22 protein-coding genes, 1 other RNA gene and 2 pseudogenes are annotated in these 24,256 nt (G+C 68.5%); 12 read left to right on the forward strand and 13 right to left on the reverse strand.

Annotated elements, in window-relative coordinates; all coding sequences use genetic code 11:
- Window positions 1–54: 54 nt before the first annotated feature.
- The 5 genes from ACIQVL_RS03650 (at window position 55) to ACIQVL_RS03670 (ending at window position 5,728) form a co-directional block, all read left to right on the forward strand.
- Entirely contained in the window at window positions 55–3,453 is a 3,399-nt protein-coding gene (locus ACIQVL_RS03650) for a beta strand repeat-containing protein (RefSeq protein ID WP_403474249.1), read from the forward strand.
- 1 nt (window position 3,454) lies between these two features.
- Window positions 3,455–3,631 carry a hypothetical protein gene (locus ACIQVL_RS03655; RefSeq protein WP_403474250.1) on the forward strand — a complete coding sequence of 59 codons (177 nt, stop codon included), beginning with the start codon at window positions 3,455–3,457 and terminating at the stop codon, window positions 3,629–3,631.
- A 126-nt stretch (window positions 3,632–3,757) separates the two neighbouring features.
- Window positions 3,758–4,168, forward strand: a complete 411-nt coding sequence (locus ACIQVL_RS03660; RefSeq protein WP_403474251.1) for a hypothetical protein — start codon at window positions 3,758–3,760, stop codon at window positions 4,166–4,168.
- A 74-nt stretch (window positions 4,169–4,242) separates the two neighbouring features.
- Complete coding sequence (locus tag ACIQVL_RS03665) at window positions 4,243–4,566, forward strand: hypothetical protein (RefSeq protein ID WP_403474252.1); 324 nt, start codon at window positions 4,243–4,245, stop codon at window positions 4,564–4,566.
- A 340-nt stretch (window positions 4,567–4,906) separates the two neighbouring features.
- The gene (locus ACIQVL_RS03670) at window positions 4,907–5,728 is read left to right on the forward strand and encodes a hypothetical protein (protein WP_403474253.1); all 822 of its coding nucleotides are present in this window, start codon (window positions 4,907–4,909) and stop codon (window positions 5,726–5,728) included.
- Between the two features lie 681 nt (window positions 5,729–6,409).
- On the opposite strand, the gene ACIQVL_RS03675 is transcribed toward ACIQVL_RS03670, so the two are convergent.
- From ACIQVL_RS03675 to ACIQVL_RS03705, 7 genes are all read right to left on the reverse strand, one after another.
- Window positions 6,410–8,044, reverse strand: coding sequence for a hypothetical protein (locus ACIQVL_RS03675; RefSeq protein WP_403474254.1), 1,635 nt, complete (start codon window positions 8,042–8,044; stop codon window positions 6,410–6,412).
- A 188-nt stretch (window positions 8,045–8,232) separates the two neighbouring features.
- Window positions 8,233–8,646, reverse strand: coding sequence for a hypothetical protein (locus ACIQVL_RS03680; protein WP_403474255.1), 414 nt, complete (start codon window positions 8,644–8,646; stop codon window positions 8,233–8,235).
- Between the two features lie 77 nt (window positions 8,647–8,723).
- Window positions 8,724–9,929: a DUF2637 domain-containing protein gene (locus ACIQVL_RS03685; RefSeq protein ID WP_403474785.1), complete on the reverse strand. Its 1,206-nt coding sequence runs from the start codon at window positions 9,927–9,929 to the stop codon at window positions 8,724–8,726.
- 156 nt (window positions 9,930–10,085) lie between these two features.
- Entirely contained in the window at window positions 10,086–10,859 is a 774-nt protein-coding gene (locus ACIQVL_RS03690; RefSeq protein ID WP_403474256.1) for an ATP-binding protein, read from the reverse strand.
- 71 nt (window positions 10,860–10,930) lie between these two features.
- Complete coding sequence (locus ACIQVL_RS03695; RefSeq protein ID WP_403474257.1) at window positions 10,931–11,953, reverse strand: hypothetical protein; 1,023 nt, start codon at window positions 11,951–11,953, stop codon at window positions 10,931–10,933.
- Complete coding sequence (locus ACIQVL_RS03700; protein WP_403474258.1) at window positions 11,950–12,231, reverse strand: helix-turn-helix domain-containing protein; 282 nt, start codon at window positions 12,229–12,231, stop codon at window positions 11,950–11,952. Before ACIQVL_RS03700 ends, ACIQVL_RS03695 begins: the two co-directional genes overlap by 4 nt.
- A 59-nt stretch (window positions 12,232–12,290) precedes the next feature.
- The gene (locus ACIQVL_RS03705; protein ID WP_403474259.1) at window positions 12,291–12,893 is read right to left on the reverse strand and encodes a hypothetical protein; all 603 of its coding nucleotides are present in this window, start codon (window positions 12,891–12,893) and stop codon (window positions 12,291–12,293) included.
- Window positions 12,894–13,320: 427 nt separating this feature from the next.
- Here ACIQVL_RS03705 and ACIQVL_RS03710 point away from each other — a divergent pair, with 427 nt between their 5' ends.
- From ACIQVL_RS03710 to ACIQVL_RS03730, 5 genes and pseudogenes are all read left to right on the forward strand, one after another.
- Window positions 13,321–13,956: a hypothetical protein gene (locus ACIQVL_RS03710; protein ID WP_403474260.1), complete on the forward strand. Its 636-nt coding sequence runs from the start codon at window positions 13,321–13,323 to the stop codon at window positions 13,954–13,956.
- Between the two features lie 20 nt (window positions 13,957–13,976).
- Window positions 13,977–14,612 carry a hypothetical protein gene (locus ACIQVL_RS03715; protein WP_403474261.1) on the forward strand — a complete coding sequence of 212 codons (636 nt, stop codon included), beginning with the start codon at window positions 13,977–13,979 and terminating at the stop codon, window positions 14,610–14,612.
- Between the two features lie 203 nt (window positions 14,613–14,815).
- Complete coding sequence (locus tag ACIQVL_RS03720; RefSeq protein WP_403474262.1) at window positions 14,816–15,733, forward strand: peptidoglycan-binding protein; 918 nt, start codon at window positions 14,816–14,818, stop codon at window positions 15,731–15,733.
- A gap of 56 nt (window positions 15,734–15,789) precedes the next feature.
- Window positions 15,790–16,158 (forward strand): annotated as a pseudogene (locus ACIQVL_RS03725) (single-stranded DNA-binding protein); the annotation flags it as partial.
- Window positions 16,159–16,345: 187 nt separating this feature from the next.
- Window positions 16,346–16,963, forward strand: a complete 618-nt coding sequence (locus ACIQVL_RS03730; protein ID WP_403474263.1) for a hypothetical protein — start codon at window positions 16,346–16,348, stop codon at window positions 16,961–16,963.
- Window positions 16,964–17,091: 128 nt separating this feature from the next.
- On the opposite strand, the gene ACIQVL_RS03735 is transcribed toward ACIQVL_RS03730, so the two are convergent.
- From ACIQVL_RS03735 to ACIQVL_RS03745, 3 genes are all read right to left on the reverse strand, one after another.
- Entirely contained in the window at window positions 17,092–18,504 is a 1,413-nt protein-coding gene (locus tag ACIQVL_RS03735; protein ID WP_403474264.1) for a hypothetical protein, read from the reverse strand.
- Between the two features lie 76 nt (window positions 18,505–18,580).
- Entirely contained in the window at window positions 18,581–18,967 is a 387-nt protein-coding gene (locus ACIQVL_RS03740; protein ID WP_403474265.1) for a hypothetical protein, read from the reverse strand.
- On the reverse strand, window positions 18,951–19,619 hold the full coding sequence (locus ACIQVL_RS03745) for an RNA polymerase sigma factor (RefSeq protein ID WP_403474266.1): 669 nt from the start codon (window positions 19,617–19,619) through the stop codon (window positions 18,951–18,953). Before ACIQVL_RS03745 ends, ACIQVL_RS03740 begins: the two co-directional genes overlap by 17 nt.
- A gap of 343 nt (window positions 19,620–19,962) precedes the next feature.
- On the opposite strand from ACIQVL_RS03745, the gene ACIQVL_RS03750 reads away from it, so the two are divergent.
- Window positions 19,963–20,226, forward strand: coding sequence for a hypothetical protein (locus tag ACIQVL_RS03750; RefSeq protein ID WP_403474267.1), 264 nt, complete (start codon window positions 19,963–19,965; stop codon window positions 20,224–20,226).
- Window positions 20,227–20,387: 161 nt separating this feature from the next.
- On the forward strand, window positions 20,388–21,623 hold the full coding sequence (locus ACIQVL_RS03755; protein ID WP_403474268.1) for a tyrosine-type recombinase/integrase: 1,236 nt from the start codon (window positions 20,388–20,390) through the stop codon (window positions 21,621–21,623).
- A gap of 471 nt (window positions 21,624–22,094) precedes the next feature.
- On the opposite strand, the gene rnpB is transcribed toward ACIQVL_RS03755, so the two are convergent.
- The 3 genes and pseudogenes from rnpB to ACIQVL_RS03770 form a co-directional block, all read right to left on the reverse strand.
- Window positions 22,095–22,499: RNase P RNA component class A (gene rnpB, locus ACIQVL_RS03760), an RNA gene on the reverse strand.
- Window positions 22,500–22,614: 115 nt separating this feature from the next.
- Window positions 22,615–23,400: pseudogene (locus ACIQVL_RS03765) on the reverse strand (DMT family transporter); the annotation flags it as partial.
- Window positions 23,401–23,416: 16 nt separating this feature from the next.
- Complete coding sequence (locus ACIQVL_RS03770; RefSeq protein ID WP_403474269.1) at window positions 23,417–24,244, reverse strand: AraC family transcriptional regulator; 828 nt, start codon at window positions 24,242–24,244, stop codon at window positions 23,417–23,419.
- Between the last annotated feature and the right edge of the window lie 12 nt (window positions 24,245–24,256).

A 24,256-nucleotide genomic window follows, 5' to 3' on the forward strand; every position in this document is an offset into this window, starting at 1 on the left:
TCTCCGCCTGCCCCGGACATCCCGGCGGCCGCGGAGACACGGAGGGGAGGACGGGTGTCGTCCTTCAACTTGGACGCGCGGGAGAAGCGCAAGCAGTTCGCTGCCTACTTCAAAGAGCTCGAGGACCGGATCGCCAACCTCGAGCGGGCCAACCAGCTCAACCAAGCCAGCATCGAGGGCGGGGCCCTCGACATCTACGACGAGGACGGCGTCCTCAAGGGCTCTGTTGGCGTGCAGATCGACGGCACCGTGGCCCTGGTCCCGGAGCCGGAGAACACTGACCCGCCCCCCACGCCGGCCGCACCGACCGTCGACTCCGCCCTGGCCGGGCTGGACATCACATGGTCCGGACAGTGGGCTGACTCGGAGGCCGCGCCCAGCGACTTCGCCCTGGTCCAGGTCCACGTCGGCACGTCAGCCGACTTCACCCCGAACGCCGCCACCCAGGTATCGCAGATCAATGACGTCACCGGCGGCAAGGCCACCGTGCACGTCGAGGGCTACGACCCCGTGTGGGTGCGCCTGGTCGCGGTCAACACCGCGGCGCTGACCGGTGATCCGTCGGACGCGGTGCAGGGGCAGGCGCGGCAGGCCGTCAGCCAGGACCTCATTGACGGCATCGTGACCGAGGTCAAGATCGCGAACGAGGCGATCAGTGAGGCGAAGCTCGCACTCGGCGCCGTCACCACAGACAAGATCGCCGAAGGAGCGGTCAACGACCTGCTCCTGGCCGACGATGCGGTCACTGCGGCGAAGCTCGCGGCCGGCTCCGTCGGGACGGTCGCACTCGCCGACGGGGCAGTGCTGTCGGACAAACTCGCCGACAACGCGGTCACGCAAGCCAAGGTGGCGGCGAACGCGGTCACCGAACTCGCCCTCGCGAACTCGGCGGTCACCTCGGCGAAGGTGGCCGTGGGCGCGATCGACTCCACGCGGATCGCGGACGCGGCCGTGTCGGCGGCGAAGATCGGCGCGGCCGCGGTGACAACGGCTGCAATCGCCACGGACGCGGTCACATCTGCGCAGCTCGCGACGAACTCGGTCACGGCGTCGGAGCTGGCGGCGGGCGCTGTGACGGCTGGGAAGATCGCCGCCGGATCGGTGACGGCTACGGAGATCGCCGCGTCGACCATCACGTCCGGCCAGCTCGCCGCGAACTCGGTCACCGCGACCCAGTTGGCCGCGGGGTCGGTGCAGACGGCGGCCCTGGCCGCGGACTCCGTGGCGGCCGGGAAGATCGCCGCGGACGCCATCACCGCGCGCGAGCTCGCGGCGAACTCCGTGACGGCCGCCGAGATATCCGCCGGAGCCGTGACCGCCAGCGCTCTCGCGGCAGGGTCGGTAACCACCGACAAACTGACGGTCGCGGGTGGGGCGAATCTTCTCAGTGACCCGTCCTTCGAAGGTGCCTACAGCGCCGTCCTGGTGGCGGGTAGCAGCAGCTTCTCCATCGACACCACGGGCAACGGCTCCGCCAAGTCACTGAAGCTCAACGCGGTCGCCGCGTCCGCCACCACGAAGTCCCAGAAGATCACCACCCTTCCGATCCTTGCCGGGGATCAGCTGTTCCTCGCGTTCGACTACCTGACGTCTAGCGACTACACATCGACGGCCATCCCGAAGCTCTACGCGAGGTGGGAGGACTCCACCGGCGCAACACTCGGCTGGGGAGTCGCACAGCCCGCGATGGTCGTCTTCGGCGGCACCACGTGGAACCGGCCCACAGCCACCGTCACCGCGCCAGCCAGCACCGTGCAGGCGTCCATCTGGGCGGAGAGCTACCAAGCGGCGGCCGGAACCCTCTGGTTCGACAACGTCGCCGTCCGTCCCGTGGTGGCAGGCGTCCAGATCGCCGACGGGGCGATCACCACACCCAAGATGGTCGTGGGGTCGATCCAGGGCGACCGGATCGCTGTGGGCTCGCTGGCGGCCGACCGGATCGTGTCCGGCTCGATCACCACGAGCCAGCTCAATGTCACCACCGCGGCGAGCGTGCTGCAGAAGTTCTACGACACCGGCGCGGACGCCGGGAAGTGGCGGATCGGCGGTACGAGCACCACCACCGCGACCACGCCCAGCAACCTGACGTCGGTCCAGGTGACCGACGCGCAGACCGGCAGCTACGTCATGCGCGCGGTCGCCGGCATCGTCGGCGGCTGGCGTCCCGACGTGCTGATCCCGTTCGACCCGGGTGTGCTCTACCGGATCGTCTTCACGGTGCGGCAGACGGTGGCGGGCAGCGACACGGCGCAGCAGAGGGTTTACCTGGGGGTGGGTGGCGTTGCTGTGGACGCGACGACGCTGGTCAACATCAGTGGATCTGCTTCAGTGTCCTCGCAGCACTATGTGGCCGGCGATGCCCAGAACTTGACTGCAGGCGGCGGGTGGCAGCGCTTCACGGGCTACCTGAAGGGTTACGCGGCCTCGGGAGCGAGCGGCACCCGGGGCACGACCTCGCCGACTGCGCCCGGGGTGCTGCACGCGAACGCCCGCTACATCACGCCGTTCTTCTACGCGAACTACAGCGCCGGAACCGGCACGGCCGAGATCGGCGTGGTCACGATCGAGGTGGTCGAGACCGGCGCGGTGCAGACCGTGAACATCGCGGACGGCGCGATCACGGCGAACAAGATCCTCGCGAACGCGGTCACGGCGGACAAGATCGTCGGACTGTCCATCACGGGTGACAAGATCGCGGCGAACGCCATCACGACGGACAAGATCGCAGCGCTAGCGGTCACGGCCAGCCAGCTCGCCGCGAACTCGGTCACGGCGACCCAGTTGGCGGCCGGCGCGGTCACGGCAACCGCCATTGCAGCGGGCACCATCACGGCCGACAAGCTGGACGCGAGCGCGATCAACGGCAAGACCATCACCGGCGCCACCGTGCAGACGGCTGCGACCGGCCAGCGGCTCGTCCTCAATCCCGACGGAACCCTGTACCTGTACACCGGTGACGCAGCCGAGACGGCCCCCGGCAAGATCGTCGCGGAGGGCGGTTCCTATCCTGCGCTCCGCCTACGAGCACCCGACAACTCAAGCAAGACCGGCGCCGAGATCGTCATGTGGACCGCGCCCGACGGCAGCAGCGAGTACGCGATCGGCCAGTTCCGAGTCTCCCGCACAGCGGCCGGCGCCGACTCCATTTCCCTGTACGGCGGGGAGCTCGACATCGGGACTGCCTACGCGGAGAAGGTCAGCGCGGGCAACATCAAGTGCGGGCGGGTGACGATCACGCCCTCGGCCGCCAACACCCCCACCTCAGTCACTGTCACTGGGCTGGGCCTCACAGGCTCCAGCCCTCGAGCTGTGGCCACTCCCTCTACCACCGTGCCCGGCACAGCGGTGACCGGAGTCGGTTGCACAAACGTGAGCACAGATTCCGTGACCATCTGGGTGACCCGCACGAATACCACATCAGTCGGAGTCGATTACATCGTGATGGCGAGCTGACATGGACGAGGAACTGGACCCGGTGATGATGTCGGCCACCTGCCACACAAAGGGGTGCCCGGTCGCCGACATCGCCTTCGTTGCACCGATGTATCCCAACGCCACCGAGCCGATCTACCGCGCGCAGTGCGGGCAATGCGACCAGGCCATCACGGATTTAGTCCCGGTCACGGCGTGACGAGCATGCCCACGACGAGACGTTAACGGTCGGGCTGGGCCAGCGTGCCGAGTGCGGGGAGCCGCGGGCTTTCGGGCCCCGGCTCCCGCGCACCCCATTCCCCACCTGCCGGCCGAGGAGGCGCTCGTGAAGCTGCTCATCTCCCTGGCGCCCATCCTCAGCCCCTTCTTCGGCATGCTGGGCGTGCTGGGCGGCGCGTGGCTGGTGTACCGCCAGACCAACCGACGTACCGAGGTCGACGAGGAGACCGCGGAGGGCACCACCTTCGTCACGTCCGTCCAGACCGTGACGGGCGCCTTCACCCAGCTCCTGGAGCAGCAGCGTGAGACGCACGCCAAGACCCTGGAGCGCGTCACCACGCTGGAGACCCGGGTTGAACGCCTGGAGGAGGAGCAACGGCAGTGGCACCGGTGGAAGACCGCGGCCGTCGGATACATCCACCAGCTCCGCGCCCTGGTTGCCCGGCTTTCCGACCGTCCCGCTCCGCCCCCGCCGGGTGAGATCGCCGAGGACCTGGTGGACGGGCCCGGCATCTGAGCCAGGACGCGACGCAAGACGCCGGCGACGTGCACAGTCCGCCCGACACGCAACCCCGCATGAAGGGCAACCCCATGTCTGCAACGCTCGAATCCCTCTCGACCGGCGTCCAGGTCGGCACCGTTCTCCCGCTGCTCACCGCGATCGTGCAGCGCCCGGCCTGGTCGGAGAAGTACAAGAAGGTCGTCGCGGTCGTAGCTGCTCTCGTCGCCGGCGTCGTCACCGTGGCGGCGGGCAGCGGCTGGGACCAGTTCCAGCACGGCAAGCTCACGACCGCGACCATCCTCGGCGTCCTGGCGGCCTCCCAGACGAGCTACGACCTCGTGTGGAAGCCCAGCAATCTCGCCCCCTTGATCGAGGCCCTCACCACGAAGAAGACGCCTCAGCAGGCCGAATAAGACCCAGGGCGCCCGTTCGGTCCCCCGCCGGCGGGTACCATCAGCAGCGAGGTGGCCGTACAGCCGCCGCGAAATATGCGTTGAGATTCGGTCAGGGTCTTGTGGCGTACAAGACACGCCCCTGCGCCTTTGGGGCAATGGGAGTGTTCCTCGGCCCGTTGGTAGGCCCTGGCCATATGGATCGAGCAACCGGGTGTGTGCAGAGCACTCGGGGCCTGGTAGCGGTTGCTCCTGCGATGATCCACGGCACACGCTGTTCGCGGCCGTACGGCCACCTCGCTCTGTTGCAGCAGAACAACGGCCCGAGAGCACGGGTCATACCCAAACTGGAGGAACACCCATGCCTGATGCGCAGCCGGTTGTCGCCGAGATCAACCGCTTGTCACGGATGAGCCCGGACGCCTTCATGGGCACGGTCGTTCAGTACGTCACCGGCGGGACCGACAAGCGTGCGCCACGGGACGTGCAGGGCCAGGCCCTCGGCTCCCCGCAGCTCGCCCCGCGAGTCCTCGAGGCCCTCGAGATGGCGCTCAAGCATGCCAGGACCTTCCTGCCGCGGCAGGAAGGCGAGACCAAGCGGGATCAGCAGGCCCGCATCGTTCCGTGGAGGGAGCGCATCCGGGCCGCGATGGATCCGGTGTGGGAGGTCCTGGACGACCTGGCCCACGAGCACACGAAGGTCCTGGCCGCACTCGATGATGCTGCCTTCACGCGCCGATGGACCGCCTTCGTCCTCGGCCGACCCACCCCCGACGGCGTTTCCCGCAGCGTGGAAGGCCTCGCCTTTCGCTCACCGAGAGTAGCGGCCAGGGCGGGTGAGGTCTGTCGGCTGATGTTCGAGGAACCGGCCCGCTTCATGCCTCCGGCCGCGCCCGGCGAGAGCGGTAACGCCAGGGCACAGCGCGTCGACGACTTCCGCCGGCGAGTGGGCGCCGAGGCCCGATACCTGAGGTATGCCACCCAGTACGCGGAGGCGCGCCAGGGCCGTATGCCGAGCGAGCCGAACGTCCGGCTGCAGGCGCTCAAGCTCCTCGGCGAGCGGCACCCCCAGGAGCTGATGCAGCTCCTGCGCCAGGTGCGCGGGGAGGAAACCGAGCGGCGCACGGAGGCGCGCCGGGACCGGCGCGATCTCCGGCGGGCTGCCGGGCAGGGCACGCGATAAGGCGCGCCACCGGCTGATCGTCCACTACTTGAGGGCGCGCCCGATGGCGCGCCCTTTGCCATGTCCGGGCGCGCCTGGACGGCGTAGTCGCGCGCAGGGGAACGGCGCGGGGCCGGCCGATCGGCGCGCGCCCGCGTGACTCCCGCGCCGGTTGGCGCGCGCCCTCGAACGCCTGGGTACGCGCGACCAGGCGCGCCGGTAGGGGTCCCGCGATCCTGGTCGAGGGCCGCCGTGGGGGCCGCGCCCGACGAGCTGCGCGGCGGCCGAGCGCGCGGCGCGCCACGATAAATGCACAGGTCAAGGGCGCACGCCCGGGGCGCGCCCGCTACGGCGCGCATGCACACGGCGGCCTCGGCGCGGGCGCGCGGCACGGCTGGTTCGGGCGCGCGCGATCTTCGGGAGGGGCGCGCCGCGCGGCGCGAGCGGTGGCGCGCGCCTTCCTGATGGGCGCGCCTGGGCGCGCGCGTGAAGGCGCGCCCGGATCGGCGCGCGTAGGTGGACCGAGGGCGCGCCAAGAGGGCGCGGGGGAACAGCTCGCGGCCGGCTGGGCGCGCGCCTGCAGTTGGGGGCGAGGCGCGCGGGCGCGCCGTGTCGAGGTGATGTGAGGTGACGGGAGCGGGGAGGGGCCCGGTGCCGGGGCGCGCGCCCGATCGAGTCAGGCGCGCGTCACCTCACGTCACCTCACTGTCCGGCGGGCGCGACCTCGAAGTACGCGGCGAACCTCTTCCGGATCTGCGGGTCCACCTCCGGAGCGTTCCGGTAGTAGGTGGCGAGCTCCGTCTGCCCCTCGTTCTCGAGCTGGGTGATGAGCGCGGGGCGGTGGCCCACGACGAAGTTTCGAAGGACGGTCAACTGGGGGTCGCCGTCTTCGGAGACCGGCCCCAAGTGCTCACCCTTAGTCATCATCCTGAGCCGCGCCTGGACCTCGGCCTCGTCGTACAAGGCCTTGAAGGCGATTCCCTCGCCCCTGTTCCTCCGGGGCGCCGGACGGGGAGCGGCCGCGGACTGAACGGGGATGTCCTGTGGCTCCTCGGCCGCGCTGGTCTCCTCCGGGGACTCGCCCGGCGGAGACTCTTCGGTCTCCGGGTCCGGCGGTGGGGGCGCGTCGTCCTCGGCAGGCGGCTCCGGCTCCTGGTGCTCGCGGGCCCCCTCCGGTCCGCCCTGCTGCGGAGTCGGACCAGCGCTCGTACCCTGCCCCTGCTGCGGTGGCCGGTGTCCTTGCCCAGCGTCGCCTGTCTGCTGCTTCTGCTCGGCGCGCTCCTTGATGAACTGGAGGGAGCGGGTGATCGCCTTGTGCGCGTCCATCTCCCCCCAAGGGGTCTGGATGGTGACCTGCTGCAGAGTTCGGATGCCCCATTCTTCGCGGATGGCCTGGAGGCAGGACTCCGGGTCGTGCTTGCTTTCGAGAGCCTGACGGACAAGCTGAGCCGCTCGCTCGCCGGTCAGCGGCGGTCGCTGGTCCTGCTGCTGGGCGGGCGTCTGCCGCTGTTGCGGGGGTCGCTGCTGCTGCCGTTGCTGCTCCTGGGGGCGCTGCCTCTGCTGGGTCTGCTGCTCGTCGAGGTACGCCTCCGGCCGGGCCTCGGTGACCTGTCGGGTGGGGGCGGCCTCTTCGAAGCCCATGCGGCGGAGCAGGGCGTCGATGCTGAAGTCGTCGAACCGCTCGCTCTGGCCGGGGGTGACCTCCCAGTGCAGGGTGCGGACGCCGGTCAGGTACACCTCCCCCAGGGCGTGGAGCTCAACGATGGCGTCGACCGCGGCCGGGAGGTTCTTCTCCGCCTTGATCTTGCGGGTCTTGTCCCGGGTGGGCTTGTCGTTCTCGAACGCGGTGACGAGTTCCTGGCGGGCGAGCAAGAGCGTCGGGCCGGAGTGCCGCCGCAGAAGCCACAGGATCTCGCCCCACCGGTCTTTCGCCCGGTTCCACAGGTCGGGGTCCACTGTGACGGGGAGGTCCGGGTTCGGGCCGCGGCGGCGGTTCTCCTGCGCCTTCTTCTCGGCGCGCCACCTGGCGAACAGTGCCTGTTCGTCGCTGAGCATGTCCCAGAGCACAGACACGTTGTCGAGCACGATCATGTTCCGCTTGCCCTCAACGGCCGGCGGCTGGGCGACGGCCCAGCGGACCGCGTCGAGGATGTCCTGGTAACTGCCGTCATGGGGAACGATCTCGTAGTTCGCCCCGGGGATCCGGCCGTAGTAGTCGGCAGTCCCCTCGGAACCGCCGATCTCGATCCACCAGGTCATCCCGACCAACTCGGAAGCGGTGCCCTCGGCGGCTACGCGGCTCTTGCCGGTTTTCTCGGGGCCTGCGAGGAGGATCATGGGCGGGTTGGGGAGACCGGTCGGCTTCCGGGACGTGCGCGCACGTTGAGGCGCGGTGATACCAGGCATCTGAGTGTTCCTCGCTTCGTGGTTCCCCGGGTTGCTCTCCCGCGGAGGATGCAACGGCAGAGGCCTTAGCCTCTCGCCGTTGCCATCGGCTTACTATTCTACCCGCCTGGTTGGGTAGATCAATGCCGGTTGAGCAGATCAGCGACAGGAGTTCCGCGCTCCGGGTCCTGGTCCTCGCGGTGCCGGGCATACCAGGCGTCGAGGTCCTCGAACCCCTCGGCCGCACGCTCCAGCTCGGCCTCAGACTTGGCCCCCCACTCGGCGACGTCCTCGGTGAACTCCCGCTCCACGGTGTCCGGGTCGCGCCGTCCAAGTGCTGTCGCGATCTCCTCCCAGGACGCCCCGCCCAGGGCCTCGGCGAACGCGATCAGGTCGACGACGTCGCCGGCCAACTTCCGTAGGCGGCGGGCCTGCTCGATGCGCTCCGCCGTGCCGGCGGGCTGGGCGGTGGTTGCGACTGCCTGCCGGGCGAGGTCGGACAGGTCGCGGGCGGCGCGGGCGGCGGTGATCCGGGCCAGGATCTCCGGTGTCATGGATGAGTCCGATCCTGCAGGCGGCGGGCACCCCAGGTGGGGGCCCGCCGCTTCGGTTTGGGTAGGTGCAGGATGCCTTACGGCTGGGCTGCCGTCAGCGCCTGGCCGAACGCCGCGAAGACGGCGTCGACGGTGACAGGCTGCGGGAGGAGCACCCCCTTCTGCGCGGCGTACTCCTTGATGATGCGCCCGCGGACCTTGCGCCCGTTGCCCTCGCTCTGCCCGAGGACGTCCGCAATCGCGGCTCCGGTCAGGGGGCCATCGAAGAGCTTGCGGTGTCCGCCGTCGATGACCTGGGCGATGACCGTACGCAGTTCGTCCTCGGTGCTCCATGCCGGGATCTGGAACGGCGCGGGGGCGGGTCCCGAGGCGACGGCGGGGGGCGCCGGCGGCGGCTGCGGCGCGGTGGGCTGCGACGGCACGACAACAGTGACAGCGCGCGGCTTGACGGCGGCGGCCGGTGGCACCGACGCGAGGACCGGCGCCGCCGTGGGCACCTGGGCCGGGAGCTGGGGCAGCTCCTCGGCGGGGGCGAAGATGCCCAGCTCGAGGCCTGCCGCGCGCAGACCGTCCGCGGCCGTCTCCTTCAAGGGGACACCGGTACGGGCCAGGCGAAGCGGCATCAGGGACTCAACGGGCGCCTTCCTGCGCCACGCCCGACCGAACCTGCCGCGGAGCTTCGACTGGTAGATGAGTCGTTCCTGCTCGAGATTGAGGACGGTGTCGTAGTCGGTGAGCTCCCACAGCTTCATGCGACGCCAGAGCAGGAAGGTGGGCAGCGGGGAGAGGGCCCAGCGGGACCACCGGACCTTGTCCATGCGACGGCGGCGACCGGTGGCCGCGCCGATGCGGACGGCGTAGGTGTGCGCGGCGATCTCGGAGACGGCCACCCAGAGGAGGGACATAGCGCCGTGCGAGACCTTGGACCACAGGGAGTCGCCGGACGCCACGTTCAGGGCGCAGGTGATCAGGCTCAGGGCCCAGGGGACGAGCCGCGCCCACCAGAGCCGCATGTCCGTACGGATGAGGAGGAGGTAGGCCCCGGTGAACACGGGGATGGCCGAGTCGATGGCCGTGGGAAGAACCCACGGATCGTCAAAGCCCCACTCAGCGGCCTTGGTCGAAACGGCGTCGAACGATGCGTAGAAGCCGAGACCTCCGACGCCGGCCCCGCCCAGTGCGGTCAAGCCTGCGCCTTTGCGCTCCCAGGGGCTGAGTGGCGGGACGCCGGAGTCGTCGGGAGCCTCCGACTTGTCGCCCTCGCGGGTACGAGTGAACTGCACCTTCAAGACACTTGTTCCTCTCGTTTGGGTCTCCCGGTCGGTTTATGCTCATGGCCTTCCGGGTCGATCAAACGATATAGCGTCTACCGCCTGTTGCGCCTGAATCAGTTCCCACACTGCGTCAGCAACCTGCGTGTATCGGGGGATTCGGGACGGTCACCAGTCGAGAGGCTTCGCGGGCTTTCGCCGGTCTTGGCCGGTGATCCGCGCGACGTGGGCGGAGGCCTCGAGTCGGGACAGCAGTCGCTCTCCCAGGACGTCGACCACGCCCAGCCCGGGACGGTCGGGGGTTCGGCGGCTGCGGAGGTTCGTGGTGTACGCCGTGGGCCGCCCGGCTGAGATGCGGGCGTCGATCAGGTCGATGGTCTCCCGCCGCGCGAACTCCGTGGCGACCGTGTCCATCTCGCCGCACAGCTCGTCGAGGATCAGGAGATCGCACGTCACGAACATCTTGCGGACCTCCCACGCTTTCAGGTTGCGGGGAGCAGAGTCCGGGCGACGCCACGTCAGGTAAGTCGCGTGTTTCACGAACAGGGTGTCCACGCCCGCGAGGACTGCCTCGTTGCCCAGGGCGAAGGCCGCGGCGGTCTTCCCGGTCCCGATGTTTCCCGGGATGATCAGGTTCAGGGTTTCCGGTCGGGACCCGGAGCGCTTCGCCTCTACCAGGGAGTCGCGCCAGTTCTGGAGCGTGTGCGGTTTCTGATTCGTGTCCAGCTTGAGCGGGCCGGTGAAGAACCGGAACCCGAGGTACTCCTGGTGGGCGGCCTCTTCGACGCTCCGCTCCCAGGCAAGTCGTCGTGCGTTGGCCTTCGGCACAGCGATGTCGTCCCAAACGTCGATGTCAGACCGGTCGGTGCGACGATCGGGTACACCAAGCTGAGACATGTCGGCGCCGCCGCGACGCAAGACAGCCCACATGTGGTCGGTCACGGCACCTGCCCGGTTCAGACCACGCTCAGGTCCCGGGGTCACCGGAGCATCCACCGCCAGAGACATCAGGATCACACTCCCTGCGTGCGGGCGACCACGCCGAACGTGGCGTTGTCGGAGTCGTCGTGTGCGTGGCCGTCGGGGGTGTCATGCGAGGCCTCGCCCTGGTCGCCCCAGGTCGCCGAGTCGCTGTACGGCACGGCGCCGTTGGTGCGGGTCGGGGCGAAGTTTTTCGTGACGAAGATCAGGGCGTCCTGCCACTGCTGCGCGCTGGGCAGGTGCCTGCGTGCGCGCCGGAGGGCTTTCGCGCACTGCTGTTGGGTGTAGCCAGCGGCGAGGGCGTTACGAACCATGCCTCGCATGGCGACGTAGCCGTTGGTCTTGCCGACGAACTTGCCGAGGTGCTTCTCGGCGTCGTCCCACCACCACTTCGCTACTTCCTGGGCGGCCGCGTCCAGGGCGGTTTCGTCCTCAGCCTTCTGCTTGGCCGCGGCGTCCTTCTCCGCGTCGCCGGTGGCCTTCTGTGCGGCGGTCCGGCGGGGGCGCCGGGCAGGCTTCTTCGGCGGGGGCGGCGGCTCCTCCTCGGCCGCGGGCTCTTCCTCCGGTTCAGGCTCCGGGGTGGCGGGGGGCTCCTCGGCGTAGTACGGATCGGGTGCGAAGCCATCGCTTCCGAGGGTGCCGTCGGGGTACTCCACAAGGAATGTGCAGTCCTCCTGTTCGACTACCGGGACGGCCGGGTCCGAGGCGGTGCTGAAAATCTCGTGGTCCTTGATCCACTGTTCGACGGGATACTCCGAGACCGCCGTGCCCATGACGCACTTGCCGCTGCGAAGTCGACGCCGCTCGAGGCGGTAATAGCCCTTCGCGGCGAGCTCGCGCAGCGCAGTGCGGACGGCTCCACGCCCCTCGCGTCCCTCCCCCTTGGAAAGCTGGTCGGACCGAACCTGCCATCCCTCTCGCTGGTCCAGGAGGTATGTCAACAATCCCAGCGCACGGAAGCTGATGCTGGTGTCCCGGACAGTCGTCGACTCGACGTGCACGTAGTGGGCACGCCGGTTGTGTCGGACCGCCGTGGGACTGGACAGGCGGCTCATGCGGAGGCCTCGCTGGTCTCGTTGGTCAGGCGGAAGTACGTGCGATGCGTCGGTCGGTCACCGTCCCGTATGAATCGCCGGTCTCGCTCGGCCACACCGGCGGTACGGAGCTCGGCGAGTGCCCGGCGTACGGCGTGCGGCTTCACCTTGAGCCCATCGGCGACGGACGGGACGTCGACCCAAGCCCCTCGCGGGTACAGGGCGAGTTGGCAAAGGACGCGGAACGCACGGTCGGACAGGTCGGTGGCTTCGATGCGCGTGCTCTTCGTGGTGGTCATGCTGTGGTCCCCGGGGAGAGGGGGCCGGCCGCCCTGGGGCCAGCCCCTGGTGGTCGGCGTCACTCGTCGGCGGCGGGTGTAGACCCGGCCATCAGTTCCGGCCACTCCTGCAGCAAGTCGTCGAGCTGACCACTTCGGTATGCCGCGAGCAGGAAGTCCATCCCGACGTTGCGCCCCCGGTGCTTTTTCCAGGTCCAGGTGAGGGTGCCGGTCGGCTGGCCGCCCGACACGAACGCGAGGCCAGGGATGACCTCGCCCGTCTCAGAGTCGACGATCAGGCCTGTCTTCGCGTCCCTCACCGCGCGCTTGAGCATCGCGTCCACGAACGCGGGCTTCGCGGTGATGACGATGTCGAGCTCGTCTTTGTCCTCCGCATACTTGTCGAACGCGCCCTGATCGGAGATCTCGAACCTGTCGTTGGTGGTGTTGACCTTGTAGTGGCCCACCTCCTGCCCGTTGACCATCACGACCAGGTTGGGCTGCTTGGTCTTGATGTAGCCGCCGACCAGCCGCTTCAGGGGGGCGTCCTTCTTCGGCTTGATGACGTCCTTCTGGTGGGTCTCCATGGCGCGGGCAATGGCGCCGACCAGTCCGAGGGACTGCAGGGGAATCTCGACCGGGCCCTCGGCGGACTGGGTGTCGTCGGCGACGTCGTTCGACACTGTGTTCCTCTCTTCCCCGGACGCCACGGCCCAGGTGTTGGCTTCTCCCGGGCGGGGTGTGTCGGGGCGTCGCATGGAGGTACGTCGCCGACCGATTTTTGTTACACCTAGGCCCAGGTGGCTGGGTTGCTCTCCCAGCCGATCCGAATAGTACACCTAGGGAAATACCTTGTGTAGGGCGCGACGTAAACGGCGCGCGCACCTACCTTCCTCGCGGCTCTGCAGCGGTCGGCGACGTCACCGACCGCGGTGGGGCCCCGGCTCCGCCCCATCCGGAACGAGGGCGGAACCGGCCCGGCGGCGGGTGGGGGACGGCCATGACGGCATCGCCCCGCTTGCGAGGCGGGGCGCCGCGGTTGAAGTCCGCGGGCTCGCAGCCCTCACCCGCTGCCGGTCACCGACCGCATGGGAGAGGACTGCACCCACCGTGACCGAGACGATCGCCAGGCCGCCGCGCTACATCGCCTACGTGCCACTCGCCAACCTGGCGCCGGCGCCCCGGAACCCCAAGCGCCACGAACTCGAACTCATCATCGCGTCCATCGACATGCACGGCCTGGTGGAGATCCCAGTCGTCGACGAGCGAACCCAGCAGACCCTGCACGGCCACGGCCGCCGTGAGTCCCTGCTGGAGATGCAGAACCGCGGGATGCGCGTCCCGAGCGGCATCGTCATAGACGAGGACGGCGGCTGGCTGGTCCCCATCCTGCGCGGCTGGTCCTCGAGGAACGACGCCGAGGCTGAGGCCCTGGCCATCAAGCTCAACCGTCTTCCCGGCGAGGGAGGATGGGATCCGCGCGAGCTTGCCGAGGTCCTTGAAGATCTGGCCACGAACGAGGCGGAGCTGTTCGACTCCCTGGCGATCCCCCACGAGGAGATCGACAAGATGCTCGGCCGAGTCGACCCCGAGACTCTTCCCGGCGGCGGCCGCGAGGACGAGCCCCCTCTGCTGCACCTGCCTGACGACGGCGAACGCGACAACGGCCTGAGCCCCGACGACGAGGGCCGTGCCCCGCACACGACGTGCCCGGCCTGCGGGCACCTGTTCACCTCCAGCCGCTGACCCGCCTCCTGAGGAACACCATGTCCACGCGACGCAAGCCACGTCGGCCCAAGGGCGGTCGCCCGCGCCTGCTCTCTGAGGAGGTCGAGGCGCGTCTCGTCGCGGCCTCCCGCACGGGCGTCGCCGTTGAACTGGCTGCGGAGATGGCCGGGGTGAGCCGATCAACGTTCCTGGCGTGGATGGCCCGCGGCCGCGCCGAGGTCGACGCCCGCGAGGAAGGCCAGAAACCCGACCCGGCCGAGGAGGAGTACGCGGACCTGTTCGAAAAGGTCCGCGCCGCCCGCGCCACCGCGGCCGCCCGCGCCATGATGAACATCCGCCGTGTCGCCGACGGCGGCATCGTCACCAAGGTCACCACCCGTAGGTTCCGCGACTCCGTCACGGGCGAGATCGTCGAGGAGACCGTGGAGGACCGCACCGCGCCCGACTGGCGCGCCGACGCGTGGTACCTCGAGCGGCAGCACCGCGAGCACTACGGCAAGGACGCCGTGATCGCAGTCGAGATCAACGGCCTAGGCGACGTCCCGGCCGGCGCCGACGAGGGGGCCGTCGACCTGGCCGCGCTCGCGGAGCGCCTGGACCGCAGCCTGTTCGCAGTCGAGTTCCCGTCCGAACTCGAGGACGGCAGCGTCGTCGACGCGGAGGTCGTGGACTGACATGCGGCCATCCGGGCTGTCCGGCATGACCACCGCTGATAGGTGCATTGCCGCGGCCTCCGCAGCGTTCACCGGCTCAGCTTCGAAGTCCCCGAGGACGGCTCTTGGGCCATGACCGGTCGCATCGCCATCACGACAGGACGTTAACCAGTCCGATCCTCCATGGTGCTCCCTCCTTGCTCACAAGCACCGGAGGAACCACCGTGACCACCACGTATTACCCGGGCGCCGATCGCTCGCTGGACTTCACGAAGTCCTACAAGGGCGACCTGATGGACCCCGACAAGGTCCTCCTGCACACGACCGAGGGGACCACCCTCGTCGACTACTCCAAGGGCGCCGTAGCGCCGAACATCACGGCGAGGCCGAACTTCGACGAGAGGCGCCTGGACTGGTACCAGCACTACGCGTTCGACCGCTCCGCGCGGGCCCTGGTCAACAAGGCCGGCGGCGTGGAGACCAACACCGACGACGTCGTCCAGGTCGAGCTCGTCGGCACCTGCGACCCCACACACCGCAAGACCTGGGGCAAACTGCAGGCCGGCGTGCATTACATCTACTGGCCGGACGCCCCGGACTGGGCGCTCGACGACCTGGCCGACTTCCTGGCCTGGCAGAACGTCAAGAACGGCGTACCGCTCAAGGCGCCCAGCGAGTGGCTTCCGTACCCGTCCTCGTACGGCAACAGCAAGGCGCGGATGAGCTTCGACGAGTGGCGCGCCTTCACGGGTGTCTGCGGCCACCAGCACCCCCCGGAGAACGTGCACGGCGACCCCGGCGACATCGACATCACCACGCTCCTCGCGAAGGCGAAGACGAAGGCCGCGGCCCTCAAGGGCAGCTCCACCGGCAGCGGGACGACCACCTCGACACCGAAGCCCGCACCGCCGTTCCCGGGCGTCAAGTACTTCGGGGCGGGCAAGAGTAACTCCCACATCACGACCCTGGGCAAGCAGCTCGTGAAGAAGGGGTACGGCAAGTACTACACCAGCGGCCCCGGCCCGAAGTGGAGCGACGCTGACCGTAAGAACGTCCGCGCCTTCCAGCTCGCGCACGCCTCGCTCGCGGGTGACGCCGACGGTATCCCCGGCCCGAAGACGTGGAAGCTGCTGTTCTCCTGACCCCCCCGGCCGGCCCGCGCCCGCGGGCCGGCCCCTGACCCCTGAAAGGCCCGCCCGTGGCAGGCGAGACCGTCATCACCGTCATCGGAAACCTGGTCGACGACCCCGAATTCCGCTTCACTCCCTCCGGTGCCGCGGTGGCCAAGTTCCGCGTCGCCTCGACTCCCCGCACCTTCGACCGGCAGACCAACGAGTGGAAGGACGGCGAAAGCCTGTTCCTGACCTGCGCCGTGTGGCGGCAGGCGGCCGAGAACGTCGCCGAATCCCTGCAGCGCGGGATGCGAGTCATAGTCCAGGGGCGCCTCAAGCAGCGTTCTTACGAGGATCGTGAGGGTGTGAAGCGCACGGTGTACGAGCTGGACGTCGAGGAGGTCGGGGCGAGCCTGCGCAACGCCACGGCGAAGGTCACCAAGACCAGCAGCGGAGTACAGCGTTCCGCGCCGGCCACCGGTCGCCCGGCCGCCGATGACACCTGGGCGGCGCCGGGCGGTGACGAGCCGCCGTTCTGACCGTCCGTACATGAGAGGGGCCCCGAGCTACGGTCCGGGGCCCCTTTCGCGTACGGACTCAGAGTGGTGGTCTCACCCGCCGTAAATGGAAAGGATGCACGCCATGAACGACACAGCGGCCACCATCTTCACCGCCATAGCGGGCGGGCTGTTCGCCCTCGCAGTGGCATACATCAGCTACCGCGCCGGCCGACGGCAGACCACCGACCAGGCCACCATCGAGCACGGGCAATGGCTGCGCGGGCAACGCCAGCAGGCCTACCTGGCACTTCAGGAAGCGTGGGACACTGCCATCGACGACCTGCAGAAGTTACAAGACTCGTGGGAGGGACGGGTACACGCCTACGCGCAGGACCCGGAGCTCGAAGATCCCTCGGCGTTGGCCATCCGACGGTACGACGCCTCTTGGCGGGCGGTGTGGAAGGAGTTCGAGCGGGTGGAACTCCTCGGCCCGCAGCGCGTCGACGTCTGCCTCCGCGAGATGGAGCACGCTTTCCGGGCGATGGGCGAAGTGATCAGCAACCAGTCGCTGAATTCAGTTAGTTTCCCGTACTGGGATGAATGGCACCCGGCGCTGAGGCAGGCAAACACAGCGCGGTCCAACTTCCATGCGGCGGCGACCCGAACGTTGCGGCAGCCACCGAGCCCGGAGGGGGAGCGTGGGGGCCCAGGGGAGCAACCACCCCCACAGGCACCCCTCAGCCGGACGACAAACACGTAGCGCCTGCCCATCGGGGGGCGAGATCAAGCGGAGGGCACTACGGGTGCCAACCGTTACGAGCGCACTCGGCGCCACACGCAGTAGGCACCCACCACATTTGATCGCAAATACGTTCGATAACTCTCGGTTCAGGCACCGGCCGGTACGGTCCAGGCCGTCCGTACGATGAGCAGGTCGTCCGCGTGCTCCTGGTCCTGGTCGTTGCTGTTCGGCGTTCGCTCCTGACCGTGAGGCTCCTCGGCCTGCGAGCCGTTATCCCCCCAGGAAGGCGTGGCCTCCACCGGTGGCACCTCCACAGGGGCCGGGGTGTCCCCCACAGGCGCCTCCGCCGGGGGAGGCGTGTCCTGGACCGGCGGAGTGATCGTGCCCTCCGGGGGGCTCGACGCCGGATCCGTAACCGGGGGCGGAGTCTCCTTCACCGGCTGGATCGCGTCCGTCGGCGGCGCCGGCGTGGTTGTTTGCGCGGGCTGCTCGGGAGTCGTCACCAGCACCGCACTGCCACCCGCGGCTGGGGGCCGCTCGATGCCGATGGCGAGAGCCACGATGTCCTCATGGTCCGGGCCGCTGAACACGGGCGTCATGTCCAGGCCCAGCACGAGGCGGGCTGCGACCATCGACGGGGCATCCGCTGTCGACGCCGCGGAACGAGCGATGATCTGGTGTACCTGTCGGCCGTCCAGGCCGAGGGTGCCCAAGGTGAGGGCAGCGAGCCGGGGCGGCAGCGGAGTGGATTGGCCCATCGTGTGGGGCCCAGCACCCTTGTCTGCCTGCTTCAGCAGCTTCATGTACTCACCGATCCGCGCCGTGTCGGTGCCCCACAGCACGTATCGGCCGTGCCTCTGTATGTGCTCGTACATCTCCCGCGACCCGTCTTGGCGCGACCAGGTCTTGGCGTAGGCAGCGTCGTAGAAAATGCGCAGGCCGATCTGTTCCCGGCCGTAGGCGAACGTGAAGATCGTGGAATCGGGGCCGGTGGCTGCCTTCGTGGACATGACCATGCCGTCGGCGTCGGTGCACTCCGCTTGCAAGTTGGCGATCGGCTGGCAGTCGATTCGCCCCGCCTCGGAGAAGTCCAGGAAGTCCGAGTCAACGAACGGGGCCGGCTGCGTATCCGGAGCGCTGGTGGAGCTCGGCGAGGGCCTGACGGCCGGGTCGTTGGCTGAGCTTCCTGCCGTGTGATCGGCTGTGGCGTAGCCCAACGCCCAGCTGCCTACGAGCGCCGACGTCAATGAAGCAGCGATTGCCAACCGCTTCAAACGCGCGCGGGACCGTACTGGCTGGAGCGGCCGTTCCTGCAATGGGGTGATGTCCACGGGCGGACCTGGCTGCGCCAGTTCCATGAGCTCTTCAAAGGCCTTGAACTCCGGATGCTCGCGCAGCAGGCGCTCAACCTGCTCCAGCGGAAGTTCCGGCAGAGCAGAACTCACCTGCCGTACTGCTGTGTCGAAGGGCTGGGGCTTCAGAAACAGGTGGCGCTCCCCCCCGATGTTGACGAGACCCACATCGGTGAAGTCAGCGTCATCCCCGTCCTCAGCGGTCAAGACGTGGATCTGGACAGTCGGTTGCGACTCAGTCACGGCTGGCCCCAGATGCCGCGGCTGTTGAGTATCGCGCTGCTCACGTCTGCCGGTCTCTTTCCCGGCTGTTCAGGATGCGCGCGAAGCGAGCGGCCGCCTTCTCGGCGCGCTCGGGGGTGATGGCTTCGATGTCGGTGAGGACGAGTTGCCCGCCGTCAGGAAGCTCGACCTCCTCGCGGTGGATCTCTGGCTCATCCAGGCCGTCTCTCGATCCAGCGTCCGCCCGGACCTCTGGCGGATTCTGCGCGCGCTCGTACTCGCGAAGCATGGCCGCTCGAGTGTCGCTCACCCGCGAGGGGCTGCGGTGTTCGCCCGGCTTCAGCGCCCCTGCGGCAGCCAGCATCTGGCGGCTCTCGTCATCGTGAGGTGCGGCCCCGCCGCCCAGCGCCCGCTCCAGACGCTCGCTCTGGTCAGCGCGTCGCGACATGCGCCCTCGCCTCTCGTGTCTCTGTCCTTGTTCCGGCAACTCTATTTCGTCCCGCTGCCGCCGTCAGCAGTTCCTCGATCAGCGCGGATGAAGAATCGCCAGCCGGCATGACCTCGGCGAGCTTGCGCAAGGCCCGCAGCGTAAGGGTGCGGACGGCGCCAGGTGTCTTCCCCATGACTTGCGCCGCGTGGGTGGGGTTGAGCCCGTCGTAGAACCGGAGGATCAAGACCTGCCGTTGGTCATGGCGCAACTTACTCAAGTGGGAAGCGACCGCCTGCGCCAACGCACGCCTTTCGGCGTGCTCTTCAGGGCTCTGGTCAAAGCGGGGCCGGTCAAGCTCGAGCTGGTCGGCGTAGAACACCTCCGAGGGGCGCCGCTGCATCGCGCGCAGGTAGTCCAGGGCGGTGTTCGTCGTGATCGTCCGAAGCCAGGCCAAGAGGTTTGTACCTGTTCGGTACTTGCTGATGTTCTGGGCGATCTTCAGCCAGACGTCCTGACACAGGTCCTCGGCGACATGCCCGTCCCGGATGTACCGCCGCATCCAGCGATAGATCGTGTCATTGAGCTCGTCGTACAACGCCCCAATGGCGTCGGCTCCGCCCTCCCCACCCGCTGCGGCACGTGCGGCCAAGTCCTCCAGAATGTCGGTCACGGCGTGATTTCCCCCCAAGCCGGTGCAGTGGCGATCAGCTGCCGCGCCGCATCCGGACTCCTCACCGCGGGCCCCCACCAGCGGACGATCACGTTCCGATGCGACGCCGAGGCAGCATAACCAATCCCTTAGGAAAAGGTCGAACAGTTCAGCGATAACTCGCAACGATCACTGTGCCACATGACCGAGGCATGTGCCGAGGGCGGCAACCGTCCACCGTCGATTCACAGGAAGCGCCCCAAGACCCACCCCCGCTCCCACCACCCTCGATCCACCCATCGCCCGCGCTGCACCGCGGACTTGGTCCGGGTGTAACAGATTTTCGCGCCCCACGTACATACCGGTGCCGGACCGAACGCAACCGGCCCCATCCGGCCGGATCGGCACGCCGGAAGGTACCTACGAATACACCGGGATGACTATGCCTCGCGGCGGTTCAAACACCTTGCTGAGTTTCGAGACGATCGCGGAGCGCATGGAAGTCTCAAAGCGCACCGTCCTCGACAACTACAGGAGTTGGGACATCCCCGTCGTGCGCGTGAGCGATCGCATCCTTCGCGTGCGAGAGCGCGATTTCGAAGCATGGCTCGACGCACGCACGGAGTGAATTCGGGACACGAACAAGACGGCCATAGCAGCGAATACAACGAGCATTGCGGCGCCCACCCGCACCAGCACCGCGACTTGACCTGCCTCGGCTACCGCTACGTAGAGTCCAACTCCCTTGGCCAGGGGCTCACTTGCGAACAACAAAATGAAAGGCGTCCCGTGGCACGCAGGCCCACTGTCTACAAGCGGTGCGAGTGCTCCGACCAGAACAGACCCAAGAAAGGCGGATGTCACCACAACTGGGAATACAACCTCACGGTCGACGGCAAGCGCACGCGCGCCGCGCTTCCCGAGACCGTTGGCCTGACCCAGGCTCAAGCTCAGGCCATTCTGGACGGAACACCTTCAGGTGCAGCACCCGAGCCAGTGGAGTCCAGCCTCACCTTTCGACAATGGGCCGCCGACTGGCTCAGCAGGCGGCGGGTGAAGGACACCAGCCTGGAGAAGTACGAGATCGCCATCCGCGTGCACCTCAATCCACGCTGGGGCAGACAGCGCCTGCGAAATATCAAGAAGGCCCAGGTCGAAGCCTGGGTCCAGGAGATGGAGGACAACGAGAAGCTCGCCAACTCCACTGCCGAGGGCCACTGGAAGGTCTTCCAGATGGTCATGAAGGACGCCCTTCAGAACGGAAAGATCGCCTCAAACCCGACCTACGAAGTCGATGGGCCCTACGTAGGTGAGTCGACGTCGTACGTCTTCGCACCTGACGAGTACTGGGCGATCTACGACGAGTTCCCCGAGCGCTACCGCCTCATCCCCATGTTCGGTTTCGCATGCGGCACTCGGCAGGCCGAAGCGTTCGCCGTATGCGACGACGTTATCGACCAGGCGCAAAGGCTGCTCACCGTGCGTCGACAGGTACTGAGGATCAAGGAGACCCGCTACAGACCCCTCCTGGTAGACCGCCTGAAGACGAGTCCGCGCCTCAACTCGAAGAACACGCCGATGCCTCCCTACCTCCTGGAAGCCATCGCCGAGCACACCCAGCGCTTCCCTCCTCGAGCCACGCAGACCGTGTTGTGGGAGCACAGGAAGAAGGTTGACGACTGTAAGCGCGGCTCAGCACGAGCACTCTTCTGGTCGTCACGCGGCAACCTGCTGTGCCGCAACCACTTCAACGATGACCTGTGGAAGCCCACGATGCTGAAGTTGGGCATCAAGGACCAGGAAGGGAACCTTCCGACCTTCCATGACCTCCGGCACACCTTCATCTCCACATGCCTCCAGGACGGCATACCGGAGCACACTGTGGCCGCGTGGGTGGGCGACTCCGTCGATGAGCTTCGGCGCACGTACAGCCATCTCCTGAAGGACCACGTCGACACACACGGGGCGGTAGCCGCCGGCCTGACAGCGCGGCCGAGGCTGTCCATCGTGCGCAACGCGGCGTGACAACTCTGCTTGTTCCCCTTCACCTCTCATAGGCGCAGCGGACAAGCATGAACCTCGGCGGGGTCGAGGCCGGCAACCGGCCTCGACCCCGCTCTTGCTGTTGCTGGCCTGCTGGTCTCGCACTGTCGCGCTGCGGCTGACGGCGCCCTCGCGCATCCTGCCGACACCGACCAGACGACGAGTGCACGCCGCTCAGCAGGCCTATCGGAGAGGTACAGCCAGATGCAGTTGCACCGCATGCTCGGACGTCACGGCGGATCGATCGCGATGTCCCAGGACAGAAGCCACCTGCACCAGGTCAGGCCCCACTGCCGCCCATCTCCGGGCTCTCGATTCATGGCTACTTTCATGGCTACCTACGTAGCCGCGTAGTCCGGTTTGGACCGGTGCGGACCGGGGTCTGACCAAGCCCCTGATCTTGCCAAAAAGGGCCGGTGACCAGCACTTTCCCTGGTCACCGGCCCTTGGCGGCAGACGAGTCGGGCTGTACGCCGGGTTCTGTACCCCGGTCCCTCGCGGGAGCCGAGGCGACGGCCATCCATCTAGGGCCGGTGTTGCCACCGGCCTCGTGCGGTCTACCCGGGGGCTCGGGCGGGCAGCCCTCGAACGTCCCCGCAGAAGCACCGGGGTGCTTCCTCTTGACCTTGCTCCGGGTGGGGTTTACCTAGCTGCCCAGGTCGCCCTGGGCACTGGTGGTCTCTTACACCACCGTTTCACCCTTACCGAGGACCGAGGTCCCCGGCGGTTTGCTTTCTGTGGCACTGTCCCGCGAGTCGCCTCGGGTGGCCGTTAGCCACCACCCTGCCCTGTGGAGCCCGGACGTTCCTCGGGAAGCCCCCCGTCAAGGGGACTCCACGCGGCCGTCCGCCCGGCTCGTCTGCCGTGTGGACCATGCTACCGGGCGGGCCGACCCCTTCGGTGCCGAGGCCATCGTCGCCAGCACCGAACCCGTCAGGATCAGCGCGAAGGACACGGCGATCGTCGGGGTGAAGCTCTCGCCCAGGAAGAGGGCGCCCGCCGCCACCGCCACCGCCGGGTTGACGTACGTGATCACCGTCGAGCGGGTCGGGCCGATCTCCTTGATCAGTTCCAGGAAGGCGACGAAGGCCACCGCCGTGCAGAGGACGCCCAGGGCGAGGAGGGAGAGCAGGGCGTTCGTGGAGGGGACGGAGGAGGGCCAGGTCGCGGCCGCCGCCGGGGCGTAGACCAGGGTCGCCAGGGTCAGGCAGGGGGCTATCAGCTGCAGGGTCGGGACGTCCTTCAGGCGGCGGGCGGCTATCAGAGGCGCCGTCGCGTAGCCGATCACCGTCAACAGGACCTCGCCCAGCGAGCGGGCGTCGCCGCCGGTGAGGTGCGGGACGGTCAGAACGCCGACGCCCGCGAGGCCGATCAGGAGGCCCGCGATCCGGCGTGCGCCCAGGTGCTCGCGCTCGCCGCCGAAGTACCGTGCCGCCACCACGCCCACGATCGGTACGCCCGCTATGAGCAGGCCGGCCGTGGAGCTGGACAGGTGGCGTTCGGCGTCGGTGAGCGTGAACCACGGGCCCATGATCTCTATGCATGCGAAGGCCAGCATCGGGCGCCAGTGGGTGCGGAGGGTCAGCCACAGGCCGCCCTGGCGGATCGCCAGCGGGAGGAGGAGCAGGGCGCCCACCGCGCACCGCGCGAACACCACCGTCGACGGGGACACCTCGTCCACCGCCACCTTGATCATCAGATAGGGGATGCCCCAGATCACTCCCATGAGGGAGAACAGGAACCAGCCGCGTGCAGTCATGCGGACAGCTTCGCTGTCAGTACCGTGCCGCGTCTTGAACGCTGTTGCGGTAGGCCGCCGGCGTCACCCCCAGCACCCGGCGGAACCAGCGGGTCAGGTGGGCCTGGTCCGCGAAGCCGACGAGCATGGCAGCCTCCGCGGGGCGCAGGCCCGAATCCAGGAGGGCGCGGGCCCGGGTCACCCGGTACTGGGCCAGCCAGGCGTACGGCGGGACACCCATCGTCGTACGGAAGGCCCGCAGGAGCTGGTAACGGGAGAGGCCCAGGTCGGCGGCCAGGTCGGCGAGGGTCGGCGGGGAGGTGAGTTCGTCGGCGAGGCGGTCCCGGACGAGGAGGGATATGCCGTCGGCGCCGGGCACCAGGTCCCTCGCCGGGCGGGCCGTGGAGTGCCGGCGGGACAGGGCCGACAGCAGCCACGGGAGGCGCGTCTCGGCCTCCAGCGGGTCCGGGCAGGCGGCCAGCTCGGTGTGGGCCTGGCGGATGGCCGCGACCAGTTCCGGGTCGTCGACGACCGGGTCCCGGAAGTGCGGTACGGCGTCCAGCGTGCCGTCCGCCAGCAGTGAGGGGGCCGCGTACAGGGCGCGGTAGGCATAGCCCTCGGTCGGGGTGGCGGGACCGCCGGTGTGCATCTCGCCGGGGGCCAGGACGACGATCGCGCCGGGGCCGGTGTGGACGTGGCCGCCGCGGTAGGCGATCACCTCGGAGCCGCCCACAGTCACCCCGATCGAGAACTCGGCGTGCATGTGCGGGGCGTAGACGTGTCTGTCGAAGCGGGCCGTCAGCAGGTCGAGGGACGGGCCGCACCGGCCCAGCCTCGCCCTCGTCCACCGTGCGTGTTCAGCCACTCTCGGCACCCC

It is taken from the genome of Streptomyces sp. NPDC090499 (assembly GCF_044769305.1).
In the GTDB taxonomy this organism is placed as follows: Bacteria; Actinomycetota; Actinomycetes; order Streptomycetales; family Streptomycetaceae; genus Streptomyces.

Bases quoted from the DNA above. Each gene is read 5' to 3' on its own strand.
- ACIQVL_RS03655 (WP_403474250.1), top strand. From the start codon at position 3,455: ATGGACGAGGAACTGGACCCGGTGATGATGTCGGCCACCTGCCACACA.
- ACIQVL_RS03665 (WP_403474252.1), top strand. From the start codon at position 4,243: ATGTCTGCAACGCTCGAATCCCTCTCGACCGGCGTCCAGGTCGGCACC.
- ACIQVL_RS03670 (WP_403474253.1), top strand. From the start codon at position 4,907: ATGCCTGATGCGCAGCCGGTTGTCGCCGAGATCAACCGCTTGTCACGG.
- ACIQVL_RS03675 (WP_403474254.1), bottom strand. From the start codon at position 8,044: ATGATCCTCCTCGCAGGCCCCGAGAAAACCGGCAAGAGCCGCGTAGCC.
- ACIQVL_RS03680 (WP_403474255.1), bottom strand. From the start codon at position 8,646: ATGACACCGGAGATCCTGGCCCGGATCACCGCCGCCCGCGCCGCCCGC.
- ACIQVL_RS03695 (WP_403474257.1), bottom strand. From the start codon at position 11,953: ATGAGCCGCCTGTCCAGTCCCACGGCGGTCCGACACAACCGGCGTGCC.
- ACIQVL_RS03700 (WP_403474258.1), bottom strand. From the start codon at position 12,231: ATGACCACCACGAAGAGCACGCGCATCGAAGCCACCGACCTGTCCGAC.
- ACIQVL_RS03715 (WP_403474261.1), top strand. From the start codon at position 13,977: ATGTCCACGCGACGCAAGCCACGTCGGCCCAAGGGCGGTCGCCCGCGC.
- ACIQVL_RS03730 (WP_403474263.1), top strand. From the start codon at position 16,346: ATGAACGACACAGCGGCCACCATCTTCACCGCCATAGCGGGCGGGCTG.
- ACIQVL_RS03740 (WP_403474265.1), bottom strand. From the start codon at position 18,967: ATGTCGCGACGCGCTGACCAGAGCGAGCGTCTGGAGCGGGCGCTGGGC.